Source organism: Janthinobacterium sp. SUN100, from assembly GCF_030397705.1.
Lineage (GTDB): Bacteria > Pseudomonadota > Gammaproteobacteria > Burkholderiales > Burkholderiaceae_D > Janthinobacterium > Janthinobacterium kumbetense.
This window is the reverse complement of the sequence record NZ_JAPUBU010000003.1, coordinates 226,269-242,099: the sequence shown is the minus strand read 5'-3', so window position 1 is coordinate 242,099 and position 15,831 is coordinate 226,269. Positions and strand designations below refer to the sequence as shown.

Here is a 15,831-nt window from a genome sequence, read left to right as displayed (position 1 = left end):
CTTTACGTTTAAGTAACAATGCAAACGAAAGCGGACTGATGGCGACTATGCGGAATGTATCTTGGAGCAACACTTATTGGAGTCGGGTATCGAATTGGCTGGTCTTGCTGGCGCTGGGCGCCTTGCTGGCCGCCTGTGGCGGCGGTGGCGGTGATCCGACCCTGGGCGTCAAGGATGGCGCGAATGCCGGCGTTGGCAGTGTGGTATTGGTTGCTGGCGCAACAACGATTGTTGCCTCGGGCGCGGATGGCACGGAAGTCGTACTGACTGCCGTGGTAAAAAATCCTGGTAATAATGCCATGACAGGCCAGACGGTGACCTTCACTGCCAGTTCCGGCACCATCAGCAATACCAACCGCGTGACGGATGCCAATGGCACGGTGACGGAAAAACTCAGCGTGAAAGGCGATGCGAGCTTGCGCGACATTACCATCAAGGCCAGCAGCGGCGGTGTTGAATCGGCCCCCGTGGTGGTGAAAGTGGTGCCCGTCACCTCCGGCATTGCCAGCTTGCTGCTGACCTCTTCCGGTGGCACCCTCGCTTCATCGGGCGGTACCGCCGTCAACATGATCGCCTTTGTCAAGGATGCCAACAATGCCATTGTGCCCAATGCCAGCGTGACGTTCAGCGCCGACTCGGGCGCGCTGGGCGCGACCAAGGTCAATACCAATGCGCTGGGACAGGCGCAGGTCAGCCTGAATACGGGGGGCGATGCCAGCTTGCGCACGATCAAGGTCACGGCCAGCGCAGGCGCGCAAACGGCCAGCACGGACATCGGCGTCAGCGGCACCCGGCTGGTCATCAATGCCTTTTCGACGGTGAACCTGAAGACGAGCACCGACATGGTGGTCAAGCTGGTCGATTCGAGCGGCAATCCCCTCGTCGGCAAGCCGGTGACCTTTAGCGCCCGCAGCAATGCCCTCACGGTCAAGGGCGGCGGCGCCAGTCCCGCACTGACCGACAACAACGGCCAGTTGGTGTTGAGCTACAATGCCCAGGTGGGCAGCAGCGACAGCATCAGCGTCAAGGCGCAGGGGGATAGCGTCGTGTTGCCAATTGCAATTAATGCATCAAATTTCACGATCAATGCCGTGTCGGGTAACAATGTTGCGTTGAGCACCTTGAACACGAACACCTGCTATGCGGTGACGGTGCATAGCGATGTGGCGGGCGTGCCACAAACGGGCAATGTGCGTTTCAGTACATCGCGCGGCGCCATCTATCAGGATGCCGCCTGCGGCACGCCATTGCAGGCGCCGCTGGCGCTGGTGGGAGGCAATGCCATCGCCTACGTACAGGCCAGCGGCGCCGGCCTGACCGCCCTGACGGCGAAGTACGAAGGCAGCGGCGCCTTGGTGCAGTCGGAAGTGGAGTTCGTTGCGCCATTGACGGCCCAGGCCACGATCAGCTTGCAAGCCGACCCGGCAGTCATCGGCGCCAATACGGCCGGCAGCACGGCGCAGCGCAGCGCCTTGCGCGCCGTCGTACGCGATGGCTCGGTGGAAAACAACTTGGTCAAGAATGCACAGGTGAGCTTCTCGATCCAGGCCGACGCCAGCAATGGTTCCCTGAGTTCGCCTTCGCTGGTCACCACTGACAGCGATGGCGTGGCCACGGTCAGCTACATCGCGGGGCAGGGGACTACCGGTGTCGATGGCGTCGTTGTCAAGGCGCAACTGCAGGGCGTATCGAGCAATGCCGCCACGGTCAAGCTGACGGTGACGAAGAAATCGCTGTTCATCAGCGCCGGCAGCGGCAATGCGCTTGACGCCTCCGACAGCAGCACCTATCGCAAGACGTATAGCGTGTTTGTGACGGACGCCGCCGGTAACCCCGTGCCGGACGTGATCATCACGGCCGCTGCCTGGCCCCGCTATTATTACAAAGGCTATCTGCAATATTCCCAGATTGCCGAGTCGTGGATAGTCGTGAGGACAGCGAACGCCTGTGACAATGAAGACCGGGACCGCAGCGGCACCTTCAATCCGAATAACGACTTCAACCTCAATGGCCGTCTCGACCCGGGCATTCCGCTCAATCTGTCGACCGGTGGCAAGACCGACAGCTCGGGAACGGCGATCGTTACCCTGACTTATCCGCGCGACAGGGCCAACTGGCTGGACGTCGAATTGACGATTCGTGGCAATAGTTCCGGGACGGAGGCAACTTATGTCGGTTACACTTTGCTTCCGGGGCTGGCTACGGACTTTAACCGCGTGGATGTTTCACCTCCAGGCGTCCTGAGTCCGTATGGGCAAGCCACTGATTGTCGTAATCCAAATTAACTGTCGCAGCACATGCAAAATCTGTTTTTAGTAGGCCTCATGGGCGCAGGCAAAACCACGATCGGGCGCATCCTGGCCCGCAAGCTGGGCTTGCGCTTTGTCGATTCCGACCACGAGATCGAGGCACGCACGGGAGCGACCATCCCGTGGATCTTTGAAATCGAGGGCGAGGCCAGCTTTCGCCGGCGCGAGGCCGAAGTCATCCGCGACCTGAGCGCCCAGGAAGGCATCGTCATGGCCACGGGCGGCGGGGCCATCCTCAACGCCGACAGTCGCGCCTACCTGAAGGAGCGGGGCACGGTCGTCTACCTGCGCGCCAGCGTCAGCAACATCCTTGCGCGTACCAGCCATGACAAGAACCGCCCCCTGCTGCAGACGGCCGACCCGCGCCGCAAGCTGGAGGAATTGACGTCCCAGCGCGAGCCCCATTACATGGAAGTGGCCGACATTGTGATCGACACGGGCCGTCCTAACGTACAATCGATGGTTCAGACCATCCTGATGCAGCTGGCCAGCCTCGAATGCGAGGCCTCGCCCAATTGCGTCATTCATGCAGAGCCTTCGATGAACGAGCAATCCAAAATGTTGTTGAGCGTAGACCTCGACGAGCGCAGTTATCCGATCGCCATCGGTCCCGGCCTGCTGGCCGACGCCGATGCGCTGCTGCGCCATATCAGCGGCCACAAGGTGGCCATCGTCACCAATACCACTGTCGCGCCCCTGTATCTGGGCCGCCTGCAAGCGGCGCTGGCCAGCGATGGCCGCGAAGTGATCAGCATCGTCCTGCCGGACGGCGAAGAATATAAAAACTGGGCCAGCCTGATGCAGATCTTCGACGCGCTGCTGGCCAATAAATGCGACCGCAAGACCACCCTGGTGGCCCTGGGCGGCGGCGTGATCGGCGACCTGACCGGCTATGCGGCGGCCAGCTATATGCGCGGCATCGGTTTCGTGCAAGTGCCCACCACCTTGCTGGCGCAGGTCGATTCCTCCGTCGGCGGCAAGACGGGCATCAACCACCCGCTGGGCAAGAACATGATCGGCGCCTTCTACCAGCCGCGCGCCGTGATCGCCGACACCTCGACCCTGGAAACCCTGCCGGCGCGCGAGCTGTCGGCCGGCCTGGCCGAAGTGATCAAGCATGGCGCCATCATCGATGCGGCCTTCTTCGACTGGATCGAGGCGAACATGGCCAAGCTGATGGCGCGCGACAAGGGTGCGCTGGCTTACGCGATCGCCCGCTCGTGCGAAATCAAGGCCGACGTGGTGCGCCAGGACGAGCGCGAAGGCGGCTTGCGCGCCATCCTGAATTTCGGCCACACCTTCGGCCACGCCATCGAGGCGGGCCTGGGCTATGGCCACTGGCTGCACGGCGAAGCCGTCGGCTGCGGCATGGTGATGGCGGCCGACCTGTCGTGCCGCATGGGCTATATCGACCAGGCGGCCGTCGAGCGCGTGCGCGCGCTGGTGGCCGCCGCCGGCCTGCCGGTGAAGGCGCCGGACCTCGGTGTCGAGCGCTGGCTGGAGCTGATGGAAGTGGACAAGAAGAACGAGGGCGGCGCCATCAAGTTCATCCTGTTGCAACCCCTGGGCTGCCCGAACATCACGTCCGCACCGCATGAACTGGTGCTGGCCACCCTGGCCGCCGGAGTGCAATAACATGCTACCCGAAGACTTCCTCGCCCCGTACGCGGCCCATTCGGCACAGGGGCAGGGACGTCGCTTTGCCGAGGCGCCGCACGCCTCGCGCAGCCAGTTCCAGCGCGACCGCGACCGCATCATCCATTCCTCGGCCTTCCGCCGCCTCGAATACAAGACCCAGGTGTTCCTCAATCACGAGGGCGACCTGTTCCGCACGCGTTTGACGCACAGCCTGGAAGTGGCGCAAGTGGGGCGCTCGATTGCGCGCAACCTGCGCCTGAACGAAGACCTGGTGGAAGCCATCGCGCTCGCGCATGACCTGGGCCATACGCCGTTTGGCCACGTGGGCCAGGACGTGCTCAACGAGTGCATGCAGGCGCACGGCGGCTTCGAGCACAACCTGCAAAGCCTGCGCGTGGTCGACACCCTGGAAGAGCATTACGGTGCCTTCGATGGCTTGAATCTGATGTTCGAGACGCGCGAAGGCATATTGAAACACTGCTCCCTGGCGCATGCGCGCGAACTCGGTCCCGTGGCCCAGCGCTTCATCGACCGCACGCAACCGACCCTGGAAGCGCAGCTGACGAACCTGGCCGATGAAATCGCCTACAACAGCCACGATATCGACGACGGCCTGCGTTCCGGCCTGATCACCATCGCCCAGCTGGAAGAGGTGGAATTCTTCGGTCGCCTGTGGCGCGAGGTGCAGCAGGCATTCCCCGGCCTGTCCGGCCGGCGCGCCATCTACGAAACCCTGCGCCGCCTGATCACGGCCTTGGCCGACGATCTGATCGTCACGTCGACGTCCCTGATTGCGGACGCCGCGCCGCGCGACGTCAGCGAAGTGCGCGCCAGTCCTCCGCTGATCCGTTTTTCGGACGCCATGCGCAAGGATGCGACGGAGCTCAAGCGCTTTTTGCGCGCAAACCTGTACCGCCACTACCAGGTCAACCGCATGCGCGTGAAGGCCAGCCGCATCGTGCGCGAACTGTATGGCAGCTTCATGGCCGAACCAGCCCTGCTGCCGCCCGACTATCAGCTTATTGGCGATGACAGGGATGGCACCGTCACGCGGCAGGCGCGCAAGATCGCCGACTACATCGCCGGCATGACGGACCGCTACGCGATTCGCGAGCATCGCCGGCTGTATTCGCTCGACGAGCTGTAAGGGCATTACCCCCATTCCTCTCCTCTGTCAATTGGCATGATCATCTAGGTCTCCACCCGATCACCCCAATACCCCCGTAGCGCCTTCTTTTCTATCATGGCAGCAAGTCAACAAGGGCTTGCCGCCCATAGTCAAGGAGAGTGTCATGATTGAATCGCGCCGCAGTTTCTTGCGCGCCTTGCCAGCCGTAACCATCGGGGCGGCCATCGCGCCGCTGCCAGGCAAGGCGGCCACCAAGGGCGAAGGCGGCCAGCGCTGGGCGATGGTGGTCGATGTGCAGAAATGCATCGGCTGCCAGGCTTGCACGGTCTCCTGCATCATGGAAAACGCCGTGCCGGAAAACAGCTTCCGCACCATCGTCTCGACCTATGAAGTCAAGGAAGAGAACCGCTGCGGCACCTACATGCTGCCGCGCCTGTGCAACCACTGCGCCAATCCCCCCTGCATACCCGTCTGTCCAGTTGGCGCCACCTTCCAGCGCAAGGATGGCGTCGTCGTCGTCGATGGCGACCGCTGCGTGGGCTGCGCCTACTGCGTGCAAGCCTGCCCGTACGATGCGCGCTTCATCAACCACGAAACGGGCAAGGCCGACAAATGCACGTTCTGCGCGCACCGGGTCGACGAAGGCTTGCTGCCCGCCTGCGTGGAGACCTGCGTGGGCGGCGCGCGCATCTTCGGCGACCTGAATGACCCGGACAGCGTGGTGCACCAGCTGCTGACCGAGAACAAGGTGAAGGTGCTGAAACCCGAGCAGGGCACCCAGCCCCACGTGTTTTACCTGGGACTGGACACGCGCTTCGCCGGCCACGTCGAGGGCGAAGCGACTCTTTGGCAACCGAGCAAACACGGGAAATAAACCATGGACAGCCACATCACCGAAATTCTCAACGTCACGCGCGAAGCGGCATGGCTGCCGTGGGCGGTACAGTATTTTTTCCTCATCGGCCTCAGTTACGGCAGTTTCATGCTGACCCTGCCGTACTTCGTCTTTGGCCGCAAGGCGTATGAACGCCTGGGGCGCATTGCGCTGCTGGCGTCCCTCGTGTGCGGCATGACGGCGCCAGTGGCGCTGCTGGCCGACTTGCACGGGCCGGGCCGCTTCTACCACTTCTATATTTATTTCCAGCCGCAGTCGTGGATGTCGTGGGGTTCGTTCTTCATTCCCCTGTACCTGGGCTGTTTGATGCTGTACGCGTGGCTGGCGCTGCGCGTGGATTTCGCCACGCGGGGACAGGGCCAGGACCGCCTGGCCTTCGCCTACCGTTTGCTGGGGCGCGGCGGCGCCGCATCCTTGCGGGCCATTCGCGTCGCCGCTGCCTTCACCTTGTTGGCCGCCTTCGTCGTGGGCCTGTACACGGGCATGGAAGTGATGGTGGTGCGTGCCCGTCCCCTTTGGTTCACGCCTTTCCTTCCGGCGCAATTTGCCGCCACGGCCTTTGTCGGGGCCGTGGGCCTGGCGCTGCTGTTCAACCGCTTCCTGCCGGGCCGCGACCAGGCCCTGGAAGTGTCCTTGAACCGCGCGCTGGCCCTGTCGCTGGCGCTGGTGCTGGCACTGGGCGGCGGCTGGCTGTTCGTCAGTCTCTCCGGCGTGAGCGCCAGCCACAGCATGGCCTTTACGCAGGTGGCGGGCATGCCGCAATGGCAGTTCACGGCCGTCTGGGCCGTGCTGTCGGCCATCGTGCCGATGGCGCTGGCCATCTGGCGTCCGGCCACGAGTGGCCTGGCCAATGGCCTGATCGCGCTGCATAGCGCCTGGATGATGCGCTGGACGATTTTTATCGGCGGCCAGACGATTCCGAAGACCGGCGCAGGCCTGTACGACTACCACCTGCCGATGGGGAACGATGGCTTGCTGGGCATTATTGGCACGGCCGGCCTGTGGATCGCGCTGCTGTTGCTGATGCTGGAATTTTTGCCATGGGCGGGACGCGTCGTCGCTGGTCGCAGCCGTCCCGTCATGGCCACGCACTGAGGAGTTAACGATGAACGATCAAATACACAACAACGCACACAACGACGTCCCTGACGACGAAAACGAAAAACGCCGCAAGCTGTTGCGCTACGGCGCCATCGGCGGCGGCCTGGCCGCGTTTGCCGCCAGCTTTTCCACCACGGCCGGCCGCATGGTCGACCATGCGCTGGGCAAGGATAAACCCGTGCAGAAACTGCATGGCAATTCCCTGCCGCCCGAGTTTTCCGTCGATACGGCCACGGGCAAGCTGACGGTCAATCCGGACCAGCAAGTGAGCTACACCATGTGCATGGGCTGCACCACGTTTTGCGGCGTGCGCGTGCGCCTCGATAAAAAAAGCGGCAAGGTGCTGCGCGTGGCGGGCAACCCGTACAGCCCCCTGTCGGCCGATCCGGCGCTGCCTTACCAGACCTCGATCCGCGACAGTTTTGTCTCGCTGTCGCGCTTCCAGGAAAAGGGGCTGAAGGGCCGTTCGACGGCTTGCGGCCGCGGCAACGGCGTGCTGGAACAGATGGAGTCGCCGTTCCGCGTGCTGGCGCCTATGAAGCGTGTAGGGCCGCGCGGCGGCGGCCAGTGGGAACCGATCGCCTTCGACCAGTTGGTGAAGGAAGTGACGGAAGGCGGCGACCTGTTTGGCGAAGGCCACGTGCAGGGACTGCGCTCCTTGCGCGAGCTGGAAAAGCCGATCGATCCGGCGCAGCCGGAACTGGGCCCGCAAGTGAACCAGGTGGGCCTGATGTGCAGTACCGACGATGGCCGCCTGGCGTTCGGCACGCGCTTTTTCAAGCAGTCGTACGGCAGTTTGAACCTGGTCAACCACGGCTCGTATTGCGGCGGCGCCTACCGTAGCGGCTCGGGCGCCATGTTCGGCGACATGAAGAAAATGCCGCACGCGAAAGTGGATCTGGAAAACACGGAATTCTGCATGTTCGTCGGCACGGCGCCCGGCAACGCGGGCAACCCGTTCAAGCGCCAGGGCACCCTGATCGCCAAGGCCCGCTCGGGCAAGCGCGAATTCAGCTACGTCGTCGTCGACCCCGTGCTGACAAACGCGGACAGCCTGGCCGCGGGCGACCGCAGCCGCTGGGTACCCATCAAGCCGGGCACGGACGGCGCGCTGGCCATGGGCATCATCCGCTGGATCATCGAGCACGAACGCTATGACCGCAACTTCCTCGTGCAGCCGAACCTGAAGGTGGCGGAAGCGGCGGGCGAGGCCGCCTGGTGCAATGCCACGCATTTGATCATCAACGAGAAGGGCCATCCACGCGATGGCCGCTACCTGCGCGCGTCGGATATGGGCGCGGTGGAGTTGTCGGAAGAAGAGCGCTACAAGGAGAGCGACCCGTTCTGCGTGATCGACGCCGCCACGCAAGCGATCGTGCCACACAATGCCGCCAAGGGTGAGGCGCGCCTGTTCTTCGACGGCCCGCTGGACGTGGCGGGTGCACCACTGCACCTGAAGACGGCCATAACGATGCTCAACGAGGAAGCGCAGCGCCACAGCATGGATGAATACGCGGCGGCCTGCGGCATTTCACGCGACATCATCGAAGGCCTGGCGCAGGAACTCACCAGTCATGGCAAGCGCGCTGCCGTCAATGCGCACGGCGGCATGATGTCGGGTGCGGGATTCTATAACGCGTATGCGCTGGTCATGCTCAATACCCTGATCGGTAACCTGAATCGCAAGGGCGGCACCCTGGTCAACGGCGGCAGCTTCAAGGATGCGGGACCCGGTCCGCGCTATAACCTCGAGAGTTTCGATGGCGAGATCAAGGCGGCCGGCATGCCGATCGGGCGCAATGTGCCGTATGAAAAAACCTCGGAATTCAAGCTGAAGAAAGAAGCGGGCAAGGCGTATCCGGCGAAGGCGCCGTGGTATCCGAATGCACCCGCGCTGGCCACCGAGTGGCTGACCAGCGCCATGAACGGCTACCCGTACACCTTGAAGGCGCTGATCCTGTGGAGCTGCAATCCCGTCTACGGCATCACGGGTTTGCGCGCGCAGATCGGCAAAGAGCTGGCCGATCCGAAGAAGATACCCCTGATCGTCGCCATCGACCCCTTCATCAATGAAAGCTCGGCGTTTGCCGACTACCTGCTGCCCGATACCTTGCTGTACGAAAGCTGGGGTTGGGCTGGCGCCTGGGGCGGCATGCCAGTCAAAATGAGCACGGCGCGCTGGCCCGTGGTCGAACCGCGCGTGCAAAAGACGCCGGACGGCCAGACCATCTGCATGGAATCGTTCTTCATCGCGCTGGCGAAAACGATGGACTTGCCCGGTTTCGGTCCAGAGGCCTTGCAAGACATGGATGGCCAGCGCTTCCCCTTGCAGCGCGCGGAAGACTGGTATCTGCGGGGCGGCGCCAACATCGCCTGGCAAGGGAAAACATCCGTGCCGGAAGCTAGCGACGACGATATCGAACTGTCCGGCGTGGCGCGCATCCGCACAGAACTGGAGCGCACCTTGAAGCCGGAAGAGTGGCGCAAGGTGGCTTTCATGCTGGCGCGGGGAGGGCGCTACCAGAGCTATGGCGAGATGTTCGGCCTGCGCCTGCCGCCACCGGCGAATCCCAAGGCGCCGGCAGCTCCTGCACCCGTGATCGACGAGACGCCGTATCCGCAGGACTGGTCCACGCACCGCTATCTGAAACCGATGATGCTGTACAACGAAGGCCTGGGTGTGAGCAAGAACAGCTTGAGCGGCAAGCGTTTCCCCGGCACGCCCGCGTGGCGAGTGGCGGCGTTTGCCGATGGGACGCCCGTGCGCAAAACCTATCCAGCCAGCGAGTGGCCGTTCGAGTTGATCAGCTTTAAATCGGCGCTGCAGAACTCCTACAGCATCGGTGCGCGGCGCTTGCGCGGCATCCATCCGGATAACCCGGTCGCCGTGCATCCCGACGATGCGGCCCGCTTGAAGCTGGAAAATGGCGATGCCATTTACCTGGAAACGCCGGGTGGCAGGGCCAGGGCCACGGTGATGCTGCGCCATGGCGTGCAGCGGGGCGTGATTGCCGTCGAACACGGTTTCGGCCACAAGGAGCACGGTGCGCGCGCCCACCGTATCGGCAAGCTGCGCCAGCCAGATGAACCGACCATCGGCGCGGGCATCAACCTGAATGACCTGGGATTGACGGACCCGAGCCGCGGCGACAAGAACGTGTTCGTCGATCCCGTTTCGGGCACGTCGGTGCGGCAGGGGCTGCCGGCGCGTATCGTGCGGGCTTAAATCTCGCCGCTGGCCATCAGCAACCGGGCTACCTCGGCTGCTGAATGCAGGCCCAGTTTTTCCATCGTGTTATGGCGGTGCACCTGTACCGTCTTGTCGCTGATGCCCAGTTCGCGGGCGATGACTTTCGAGGCTTTGCCTTCGGCCATCAGCAACGCCACTTCGCGCTCGCGTGCGGTGAGCCTGGCCAGCGCCGATTGCGCCGTATTCGTGCTGGCGGCGCTACGGCTTTCTTCCACGCTGCGGGCCACGGCCCGGCTGACGGCATCGAGCAATACCTGGTCCTTGCACGGCTTTTCCAAAAAATCGCAGGCGCCTGCCTTCATCGTCTGCACGGCCATGGCCAGGTCGCCGTGACCGCTGAGGAAAATCACGGGCAGGGAGATGGCGTGCCCGGTCCTGTTGTTCAACTCCTGTTGCAGTTCCAGTCCGCTCATCAAAGGCATGCGCACGTCGAGCAGCAGGCAGCCCGGCACATGGCCAGCGTAGCGCTGCAGGAAGTCGCGCGCCGACTCGAACGTCTCCACTTGCCAGCCGGCCGAATCGAACAGATAGGCCAGCGAGCGGCGCATGGCGGCGTCGTCGTCGACGACAAAGATAATCGCATCGCTTTCGTTCATGGTGTTTCCTCGTGTCTTTTCTGGTCTGCTTCCATGCCGCTATCTTCGGGCAGGCGGAACCAGACCGTCAAGCCCGGCGCATCGGCGTTGGCGTGCGCCGACAGGCTGCCGCCGAACGATTCGATGATGCTTTTGCTGAGCGACATGCCCAGGCCCAGGCCTTCGGCCTTGGTGGTAAAGAAGGGTTCGAACAGGCGCGCCATCTGCGCCGCTTCCAGGCCGCAGCCGGCGTCGCGCACGGCCACCGTGCAGGCGCCGTTTTCGCGGTGCAGCAGCACGCCGATGGGGTGCTGCGGATTGCCGTTTTCCAGCTGCGCATCGAGCGCATTTTTCAGTAAATTGAGCAGCACCTGCTGCACTTGCTGCGGGTCGGCCAGCACGCGCGGTGCCGCGCTGACCGCCTCGTGGCGCCAGCTGATATTGGCTTGCGGATGGGCCGCGCGGAACAGGGCCACGGCTTGCTCCACGGCGTCGGCCAGGGCGAAGGCCGTGCTGTGCGCGGGACGCTTTTGTGCCATCGCGCGAATGTGACGGATGATGGCGCCCGCGCGTTCGCTTTGCGTGGCGATTTCCTGCGCGCCGTCGAGCAGGGGCGCCGCATCGAGCCGACCCGCCGTGATGCGGCGCGCCATGCCGCGCGCGAAATTGCCGATGGCGGCCAGCGGCTGGTTCAATTCATGCGCGATGGCGCTGGCCATTTCGCCCAGAATCGCCAGGCGCGCCGTGTGGTCTAGCGTGGCCTGGCGCTGGCGCGCCTGCTCTTCCAGCGCGCGCTGCTGGTGCTGGGCGGCGCGCAGTTGCTCCGTGCGCCGGCTGACCAGGTATTCCACGCGCACCGTGTGCACGGCCCAGGCCACCAGCAGGGCCAGCACCAGCAGCATCCAGCCCCAGTAGCGGCGCAGCGCCGTTTCGAACGTCAGCTTGTCCAGGTAGGCGTAGGGACCGATGTGCAGGTCGCGGAACAGTTCATCGACGATCTGGTAATCGCTGGGAACCGTCCAGCTGTAGCCTTCCTCCGTGCGGGGCATGGCCAGCAGGGCTTGCGCCACTTTTTTCGCCAGCGCGGGCGGCGTCTGGCGCAGGGCCACGAAGGGCCAGTCCGGATACAGCCGCGACGAGCTGGCGCAGCGAAAACCGGGAATCGGGCGCGTGGTGATCACGCGCAGTTCCTCGGCCCGTACTTCGCCGCGCGCCACCATCTGTTCGAGCAGACAGGTGCGCACGATGCCCGCATCCATGCGCCCCGCACGCACGGCGTCGATGATCTGCTGCGACGGGAAACCGCTATAGCGCAGGCTGGCAAAATCATGCGCGAGGTCGATGCCCGCTTCGCGCAGTTCGCGCGCGGCGATCTGGTAGCCGCCAAAGGCGTCGGGCGCCACGGCCATCACGTTCTTGCCAGCCAGGTCGGCCAGGTCATGCAGTGGCGACGCGCTGCGCACGACGATGGCCGAGCCGATGGCCTGGCGCGGCGACTCCGTCCATGGCGATTCCAGGGTGGCGATGCGGCTGGCGCCATCGCTGTGCTCGAGCGCCACGTAATGGCCGCTGCTGGTGATGGCGAAGGCGATGGCCTGCGACTGCACGGCGCGCGTCAGGCCCGCCTGGTCGTAGTCGGCCAGGATGAAACGGATGCCGGGGATGCTGGCCTGCAGGTGACGCGTCACGTACGACCAGTCTTGCTGCACGGCGTCGCCGCCCTTGTAGGCCAGTACGCCAATTCTTACCTCGGGCAGGTCGTTCGCCGCGTGGGCGTCGTGCAGACACAGCGCCGCCAGCGCGAGCAGTACAAAACGCCGCACTAGAACATGCTGCGCTGCGCCGAACGCGCATCGCCGAACAGGTCCAGCAGCAGTTTCTTGATGGGCGCGGGCAGCGGCGCATCGGCGATCTTCGCACCGTCGTACCAGACGTGCGTGCCTTCCCCGGCCAGCGCCAGGCGCCGCGCCAGGGTGATGCGGCAGGGAACGATGTGCAGTTTGTAGTGGGTAAACACGTGCACGATGGGCAGCAGTCGTTCCTGCGTTTCGATTGCGCCAAACGGCGCCACGGCGTGCGCCAGCAGCTCCTGATCGATGTCGCGCACACAGTCCTCGCCGGCCAGCACGTGGCCATCGAGTTCCGGCAGCGACAGCAAGCCGCCCCAGATGCCGGAACCGGGACGCTGTTCCAGCAGCACTTGGCCATCGTCGATGATGACCAGCATGACGGCGTGTTTTTCCGGGCTGGTTTTCTTCGGTTTGCGCACCGGCAGATCCTTGGTGCGGCCCGTAGCGTAGGCCACGCAGCGCGGCTGCAGCGGGCAGCGGCCGCAATCGGGGCTGCTGCGCGTGCACAGGGTGGCGCCGAAGTCCATCAGGCCCTGCGTGTAGGCTTCGATACCTGTCTCTGGCAGCAGCGCTTCGGCACGGCGCCACATGGCTTCCTCGACCCGTTTTTCGCCGGGATAGGCATCGATGCCGAAGGTGCGCGCGAAGACGCGTTTGACGTTGCCGTCCATGATGGCTGCGCGTGTGCCGCTGGAAAAAGCGGAGATGGCGGCCGCCGTCGAACGACCTATGCCGGGCAGGTCGGCCAGCAAGGCCGGGTCGCTGGGGAAGACGCCGTCGTATTCGGCCACCACGCGCTGCGCGCACTTGTGCAGGTTGCGCGCCCGCGTGTAGTAACCGAGGCCGCTCCACTGCGCCATCACGTCTTCCACCGGGGCGCTGGCCAAATCGCGCAGGGTGGGGAAGCGTTCGAGGAAGCGCGTATAGTAGCCGAGTACCGCGGTGACCTGCGTTTGCTGCAGCATGATTTCGGACAGCCAGATCAGGTAGGCGTCGCGCGTGTTTTGCCATGGCAGCGCATGGCGGCCATGCTGCTTTTGCCAGGCGATGACGGTGGCGGAAAAAGTCGGGTCGATATAATCTTCAATGGGGGCCACGCCCGTGGCGGGCGAGAGCGGATGCAGCAGACGTTTCATGCAGGGTTCCAGTATCTTGTGGCGTGTTGTTGCGTGTTTTATGTGGCGCTGGCCGTGCGCAAGGCAGCGAGCAATTGCGCCAGCTGCGCCTTGTCGCGTTCGAGCGCCGCCAGGCTGGCTTCGAAGCCGGCGATTTTCTGTTCCAGGCTGCCCGTGGCGTCGTGGATGCGCTGGATCGAGGCAAAGCGCAGTTTCAGCTGTTCCTTGTATTCGACGATCTGCGCTTCGAGCGGGGCCATGATGACTTTCAGCCAGGCGCTGGCGTCGTCGTTGGCGTTGGTGAAACTGCGGCGCACGCGCGAGGCGATGGTGTCGAAGAATTTCTCCATCAGCACGACCCGGCTGGTGGTGAGCAGGATGGCCGTGCCGAACTGCTTGTGATATACGGCTTCGATATCGGCGATCTCCTGGCGGTAGCGGGCCAGCGAAAACGGCATCGGCAAGGCCAGCGCCAGGCCATGTTCGGTGGCGAATTTGCGGTACATCACGTTCATCATTTCCGTGATCTCGGCCGTTTTGCCCTCCGAGCGGTCCAGATTCCGGGTGATGCGCTCGAAATACTGGCGCACGGCTTCGCGCAAGCCCGTGAAAAAGCGGCTGCGCTGCATGGCGGCGCGCACGCCATCGATATCGTCGCGCACGATGTCCATGCCCAGGCTCGTGTACAGCTCCGTCGACAACCGGGTAAACACGGCGCGCGTGGCCTGCAGCTTGAACAGGCTGCTGTCGAATTCCTTCTTCTCGATATCGACGCGGCGCATCATGTGCGCGATCACGCTCTGGTTCTTGCCGCGCAGGCTGTGCAGCTCGTGCAGCTGCTCGGCGATGCCGCGCGCGCGCGCCGCCGCCTGCACCTGCTGCGCCGCCTCGATGGCGTCCAGGTCGAACGCCAGCTGGCGCCGGATGATGTCCTTGCGCGCGGGGATCAGCTCCTCGAACAGGGCCGTCTCCAGCGGCAGCAAACGGCTCTTTTCCAGCAGCGTGGCATCGTGGTTGATCTTGCCCACCAGGGCCTTTTGCGCCGAGACGGGAAACACCTGGCCCGCGTCCAGTGTCAGCAGGTGCGCCACGCTGGCCTGCTGGCGTTCGATGGCTTGCGCCACCTCGGCATCGCCGCGCAATTCGTCCCACATGCTGTCGATCTTGTTGAGCACCACCAGGCGCCCCGCGCCGGCGCCGATATGGTTGCGCCATACTTCGATATCGCTGCGCGTGACGCCCGTGTCGGCCGCCAGGATGAACAGCACCGCGTGCGCATTCGGGATCAGGTTCAGGGTCAGTTCCGGTTCCGTGCCGATGGCGTTCAGGCCGGGCGTGTCGAGAATCACCAGGCCCTGTTTCAGCAGCGGATGGGGGAAGTTGATGATGGCGTGGCGCCACATGGAGATTTCCACCTGGCCGTCCTCGTCCAGCATGGCGGGCGCGTCCGCATCGTCGGCGTCGTACAGGCCGTAGCGCGCCGCTTCTTCCTGGCTGACTTTCTTTGTCAGGCTGACCTGGCGGATGGCTTCCTGCATGTCGCCGCCCGCCTCGATGTTCAGGGGCAGGACGGTCCAGGCGGCGGGCAGGTCGCGGTAGTCGCTGGTCGACAGGTTCTGCGCGCGCGTCTCGATGGGCAGCAGCCGGATCGATGGCGGCCAGGCCGCGTCGTACAATAGCTCGGTGGGGCACATGGTGGTGCGGCCCGCGCCCGAGGGCAGGATGCGCTGGCCATAGCCGGCAAAGAAGATGGCGTTGATCAGCTCGGATTTTCCGCGCGAGAATTCCGCCACGAAGGCGACGGACAGGCGGTCGTCAGTCAGGCGGGAGCCACAGCGCGCCAGGCGCAGCGCGGAGGCGCCGTCGACCAGGCCCGCCGCGCTGGCGGCTTGCCGGTATGCCTGCAAGGCGGCCTGCACGTCCTGCCGCCATGCGCTGTATTGTTCCAAGTCTCTGACCATCGGGCTCC

At 64.2% G+C, this 15,831-nt stretch carries 10 protein-coding genes; 6 read left to right on the top strand and 4 right to left on the bottom strand.

Translation table 11 applies throughout. The annotated features are described in order from the left end of the window. Positions 1-47: 47 nt before the first annotated feature. The 6 genes from O0881_RS17565 to O0881_RS17540 all read left to right on the top strand — a co-directional run bounded on the left by O0881_RS17565 (position 48) and on the right by O0881_RS17540 (position 10,298). Positions 48-2,285, top strand: a complete 2,238-nt coding sequence (locus O0881_RS17565) for an Ig-like domain-containing protein (RefSeq protein ID WP_289912383.1) — start codon at positions 48-50, stop codon at positions 2,283-2,285. Between the two features lie 12 nt (positions 2,286-2,297). Further along, positions 2,298-3,944 carry a bifunctional shikimate kinase/3-dehydroquinate synthase AroKB gene (gene aroKB / locus O0881_RS17560; RefSeq protein WP_289912382.1) on the top strand — a complete coding sequence of 549 codons (1,647 nt, stop codon included), beginning with the start codon at positions 2,298-2,300 and terminating at the stop codon, positions 3,942-3,944. 1 nt (position 3,945) lies between these two features. Then, a complete protein-coding gene (locus O0881_RS17555; protein WP_289912381.1) occupies positions 3,946-5,094 on the top strand; it encodes a deoxyguanosinetriphosphate triphosphohydrolase in 1,149 nt (382 codons plus the stop codon). A gap of 145 nt (positions 5,095-5,239) precedes the next feature. Continuing rightward, positions 5,240-5,950 carry a sulfate reduction electron transfer complex DsrMKJOP subunit DsrO gene (dsrO, locus tag O0881_RS17550; RefSeq protein ID WP_289905775.1) on the top strand — a complete coding sequence of 237 codons (711 nt, stop codon included), beginning with the start codon at positions 5,240-5,242 and terminating at the stop codon, positions 5,948-5,950. Between the two features lie 3 nt (positions 5,951-5,953). Further along, complete coding sequence (gene nrfD, locus O0881_RS17545) at positions 5,954-7,066, top strand: NrfD/PsrC family molybdoenzyme membrane anchor subunit (RefSeq protein ID WP_289899517.1); 1,113 nt, start codon at positions 5,954-5,956, stop codon at positions 7,064-7,066. Positions 7,067-7,076: 10 nt separating this feature from the next. Further along, the gene (locus tag O0881_RS17540) at positions 7,077-10,298 is read left to right on the top strand and encodes a molybdopterin dinucleotide binding domain-containing protein (protein WP_289912380.1); all 3,222 of its coding nucleotides are present in this window, start codon (positions 7,077-7,079) and stop codon (positions 10,296-10,298) included. Here the strand turns inward: O0881_RS17540 and O0881_RS17535 are convergent. From O0881_RS17535 to O0881_RS17520, 4 genes are read right to left on the bottom strand one after another with little or no spacing between them, the layout of a single operon-like run. Continuing rightward, a complete protein-coding gene (locus tag O0881_RS17535; protein WP_289912379.1) occupies positions 10,295-10,918 on the bottom strand; it encodes a response regulator in 624 nt (207 codons plus the stop codon). The genes O0881_RS17540 and O0881_RS17535 overlap by 4 nt on opposite strands. Further along, positions 10,915-12,720, bottom strand: a complete 1,806-nt coding sequence (locus O0881_RS17530; RefSeq protein WP_289912378.1) for a sensor histidine kinase — start codon at positions 12,718-12,720, stop codon at positions 10,915-10,917. Before O0881_RS17530 ends, O0881_RS17535 begins: the two co-directional genes overlap by 4 nt. Next, the gene (mutY, locus tag O0881_RS17525; RefSeq protein WP_289912377.1) at positions 12,720-13,883 is read right to left on the bottom strand and encodes an A/G-specific adenine glycosylase; all 1,164 of its coding nucleotides are present in this window, start codon (positions 13,881-13,883) and stop codon (positions 12,720-12,722) included. Before mutY ends, O0881_RS17530 begins: the two co-directional genes overlap by 1 nt. Before the next feature lie 38 nt (positions 13,884-13,921). Beyond that, entirely contained in the window at positions 13,922-15,823 is a 1,902-nt protein-coding gene (locus tag O0881_RS17520; RefSeq protein ID WP_289912376.1) for a dynamin family protein, read from the bottom strand. Positions 15,824-15,831: the final 8 nt, after the last annotated feature.